The organism is Aeromonas schubertii, assembly GCF_000820105.1.
Classification (GTDB): domain Bacteria; phylum Pseudomonadota; class Gammaproteobacteria; order Enterobacterales; family Aeromonadaceae; genus Aeromonas; species Aeromonas schubertii.
The window spans coordinates 1-589 of record NZ_CDDB01000085.1 but is presented as its reverse complement, the minus strand read 5'-3'; the positions used below and the strand labels follow the sequence as shown (position 1 = coordinate 589).

The 589-nt window shown below is 54.5% G+C and carries 1 protein-coding gene; it reads right to left on the bottom strand.

The features are described from left to right. Positions 1–7: 7 nt before the first annotated feature. Positions 8–589 (bottom strand): IS3 family transposase (locus BN1133_RS16785; protein WP_050667609.1); only part of this gene is annotated, 582 nt, incomplete at its 5' end.

The window sequence follows — 589 nt, the reverse complement described above, 5'->3', positions numbered from 1 at the left end:
GTAGTGGTCAAGTAAAACTGGCCACGGTTTTATAAGCAGCCCAATACTGCCGCTCAGATTCGTTCGGGGTTAAACCACCGTTGTAGTCATGGGGGCGCGTCTGACTGTAATACCCCATTAAATATGCTGTGATACTTTCCGTGGCTTCGACCATGTCTTGGTAGCCATGCTCTGGCACCCACTCGCTCTTGAGGCTGCGAAACAATCGCTCCATCGGTGCATTATCCCAACAGTTGCCTCGCCGGCTCATGCTCGGGGTTATCCGATAGCGCCATAACAGCTGCTGGTATAGACGGCAGGTGTAATGGCTACCCTGGTCCGAGTGAAACATGACCCCCTGTGGTTGCCCTCGTTGCTCATAAGCGATGGTCAGCGCTTTCATCGTCAACTCGCTGTCAGGTGAGAACGAGAACGCCCAGCCAACCGGCTTTCTGGCAAACAGGTCCATCACCACCGCCAGATAACCCCAGCGTTGGCCGGTCCAGATATAGGTTACATCGCCACACCAAACTTGATTGGGGGCCGTCACGGCAAACTGTCGCTCCAACACGTTGGGGATGGTGATGTGCTCTTGTTGCGCCTTGCGATA